Annotated in this window: 3 protein-coding genes; 2 read left to right on the top strand and 1 reads right to left on the bottom strand. The window is 60.2% G+C overall.

Features of this window, described 5'->3' with window-relative positions; all coding sequences use genetic code 11:
* A partial coding sequence (locus WA354_RS11455) for a LysR family transcriptional regulator (RefSeq protein ID WP_472813144.1) occupies nt 1-880 on the bottom strand: 880 nt, incomplete at its 3' end.
* Nucleotides 881-1,168: 288 nt separating this feature from the next.
* On the opposite strand from WA354_RS11455, the gene WA354_RS11450 reads away from it, so the two are divergent.
* Both WA354_RS11450 and leuB read left to right on the top strand, forming a co-directional pair.
* Entirely contained in the window at nt 1,169-2,368 is a 1,200-nt protein-coding gene (locus WA354_RS11450) for a 2-isopropylmalate synthase (RefSeq protein WP_472813145.1), read from the top strand.
* Nucleotides 2,369-2,487: 119 nt separating this feature from the next.
* Nucleotides 2,488-3,533: 3-isopropylmalate dehydrogenase (gene leuB / locus WA354_RS11445; RefSeq protein ID WP_472813143.1), on the top strand; the 1,046-nt coding region annotated here is incomplete at its 3' end.

Below are 3,533 nucleotides of genomic sequence, written 5' to 3'. Positions count from 1 at the left end.
TTTGAGCCAGCTCGCGCACGGTTCGCAGAAACGCGAGTCCAGCATAGGAGAGGGTGGCCTGGCGCCGGTGTACCAGCCTGAGCACGCGCTTGAACTCCAGTTCGTCCACCGTAACCCGCACCAGTTCACCGGCCTCAAGTTCATGGGCGATAGTCAGGTGCGGGACCAGGGCTACCCCGTTGCCCATGGCCACAAAGCGCTTGATGGCTTCGATCGTCGGCAGATCGATGCCCATATTCAACGGTGTGCGATAGCGCTGAAACGCTTCGATTACCTTGCGCCGCAGCGGCGAAGTGACGTTATGGGCGATGAAGTTCTCCTTGCCCAGGTCGTTGATGGAGACGCGCGTCGCCTTGCCGAGCCGATGCTGTGGGCTCACGATCAAAGCCAGGCTGTCGTTATAAACAGCGATGGTGCGGAATTTCTCCGGGTCGAGCCGAAAGGACGTCACCCCAATCTCGAATGTCCGCAGGCTCAGTTCCTCGGCAATGCGGCTGGCCAGCATGCGGTGGACCGAAATACCGATCTCCGGAAACCGGCGCCGGAACTGATCGATGGCGGGAAGCAGGAACATGCAGGTGTATTCGTTGGCGGCCAGTTGCAGGCGGCCGCGCTCCAGGCTCTTCAATTCGTCCATCGCGCTATTGGCTTCGCGACGCAGGGCAAGCAGCCGTTGCGCATAATCGCGCAGCAGCTCCCCGGAAGCTGTCAGCGAACCATCGCGGGCGGCACGGTCAAAGAGCGTCTCTCCGAGCGAAGCCTCAAGCTTGCGAATGACCTGGCTGATCGCCGGTTGCGTACGATGCAGCCGGACAGCGGCACGGGAAAAGCTGCGTTCCTCGGCGACGGCAAGAAATGTTTCCAGTTGCGAGAGTTCCACGATTAGCCACTAGCTCCTAGCCTCTAGCTTCTAGCCCGGACTTCGAGCGAATACATCCAACAACACGGTGACGTTTGTTATGCGCCGAGGCGTTGGCCGGGTTCCGGCGCAGGCCCCTCATTCGGGCCGTCGCAGGTTGGAGCTAGCAGCTAGAAGCTAGAGGCTAGCAGCTCACCCGCATAAGCAATTGTAATAGGTTCCCCAAAAATAATAACTTTGCCTTATACCGACAGGATGCGAGAAAATAAGAGAGTTAGGAAACGTCTTCCCCCGGCAGGCGTGAACATGATGAACAATCCAAATCACGTTGCATTCTTCGACACCACTCTGCGCGATGGCGAGCAGTCGCCCGGTTGCAGCATGACCACACAGGAAAAACTCACCATGGCACACGCCCTTGAGGATCTGGGCGTCGACATCATCGAGGCTGGTTTCGCGATGGCCTCGGAGGGCGACTTCGCCGCCATTGCGACGATTACGCAGGCGGTTCGCAAGCCTCGCATCGCGTCCCTCGCCCGCGCCAAAACCGAGGACATCGAGATGGCCGCCCGCGCCCTGCAATTCGCAGAGCGCTCGCGCATTCACGTCTTCCTCGCTTCGAGCGATCTGCATCTCGAGTACAAGCTGAAGATGAGCCGCCAGCAGGCGCTGGACCAGGCCGCCGAGTCAGTACGCCTGGCACGGTCATTCGTCGAGGACGTGGAGTTTTCGCCCGAAGACGCGACGCGTTCGGATCGCGATTTTCTGGTGGAGATTGTCCGCGTTGCCATCGAGGCCGGCGCCACCACCATCAACATGCCGGACACCGTGGGCTACACCACGCCTGAAGAATACGGCCAGATGTTTCGCGAAGTCCGCGAGCGCATTCCCGCGGTGGATGCCGAGGGCATCATCCTCTCTTCCCACTGCCACGATGATCTGGGTCTCGCCGCCGCAAATTCTCTGGCCGCCATTACCGCCGGCGCACGGCAAGTGGAGTGCACCATCAACGGCATCGGCGAGCGCGCGGGCAATGCGTCGCTCGAGGAGCTTGCCGCTGCGTTGCACGTGCGAAGCGAGCGCTACGGCGTGACGACAAACATCAAGCTGGACCAGCTCTATCCCACCAGCCAGGTGCTGGGGCAGATCATCACCTTCAAGCCATCGCCCAACAAGGCAATCGTGGGTGCGAACGCATTTGCGCATGAGTCGGGTATCCACCAGCACGGCATGCTGGCCAATCCGCTGTGCTACGAGATCATGACACCGACATTGGTAGGTGTGTCGCGCACCAGCCTCGTACTCGGTAAGCACTCAGGTCGCGCGGCGCTGCGGCATCGGCTCGAGCAGCTTGGGTACACGCTCTCGCGCGAGGAACTGCAGCAGACCTACTACCGCTTTGTGGCGTTGGCCGATCGCAAGAAAAACATCTACGACCAGGACCTGATCGGGATTTTGCCGGATCCGATTCGCGACCGGCATAGCGAGCCAGTCTCCGAGCTGGACTGATTCCAATACCGCGAATCTTGCGGTTGGCATTGAATGTCTTGTAACCAGGGTACGACTTCAGTCGTGCCAAAAAGGCAATTTGAATTGGGGGGCTTTAGCCCCTGAGGGGAATAACCATAATGCACCTCAAGATTCTAGTCACCCCCGGGGACGGCATAGGGCCCGAAGTCACACTTGAAGCCGAAAGAGTGTTGCAAGAGGTGCTGCAACTTGGCGGGCACACATTCAGCCTCGATCAGCGTCTCATTGGCGGTGTAGCAATCAAGGAATTCGGCACTCCTCTGCCTGAGGAGACGCTTGAGACCGCGCTCATTTCCGACGCAGTCCTCCTCGGCGCCGTCGGCAGCAACGAGTTCAATTCCCTACCCCCAGACAAGCGCCCCGAAGCCGGCCTGTTGCAGTTGCGCGCGGCCCTGGGTGGATTCGCGAATCTGCGCCCAGCATTTGCGTTCAAGGAACTCGCAGTCAACAGCCCGCTACGGCCGGAGATTATCGACGGCGCCGACATCCTGTTCGTACGCGAGCTGCTGGGCGGCCTCTATTTCGGCCAGCCGCGCGAGTGGAACAAAACCACCCGCGAAGCCTGGAACACCATGCGCTACAGCCGCGACGAAGTGGCCCGGGTCGCGCGGATCGCATTTGAGCTGGCGATGAAGCGGCGCAAGAAACTGACCAGCGTGGACAAGGCCAATGTCCTCGAGGTTTCGCAACTGTGGCGCGCAACCGTAAACGAAGTGGCCGCCGAGTTTCCCGGCGTGACAGTCGAGCACCAGTACGTCGACGCGATGTCCATGCACCTGATGAATCAGCCGCGCAACTACGATGTCGTCCTCACTGAAAATCTCTTCGGCGACATTCTCAGTGACGAGTCAGCGGTGATTACGGGATCTCTGGGCATGCTGCCCTCTGCAACCATTGGCGGCAAGGTCAATTTATATGAGCCGGTGCACGGTTCGGCGCCGGATATCGCGGGCAAGGGTCTGGCCAATCCGTTGGGCGCAATCCTGACTGGCGCGCTGATCCTTCGTCACTCCGGCGGCCTTGAAGCCGAAGCCGCAGCAATCGAATCGTCGGTGCGCAAGGTCTTGGAGCAGGGCTTCCGGACGCCCGATCTCGCACGCGGGAATGCGCAGGGGCTGCCAGTTTTGTCAACGAAAGAGATGGG

The organism is Occallatibacter sp. (assembly GCF_049802275.1).
In the GTDB taxonomy this organism is placed as follows: Bacteria; Acidobacteriota; Terriglobia; order Terriglobales; family Acidobacteriaceae; genus Telmatobacter.
The sequence above is the reverse complement of the archived record's forward strand: the minus strand, read 5'-3'. Positions and strand labels throughout refer to the sequence as shown.

Coding starts and splice junctions, on each gene's coding strand:
- WA354_RS11450 (WP_472813145.1), top strand. CDS start 1,169: ATGAACAATCCAAATCACGTTGCATTCTTCGACACCACTCTGCGCGAT.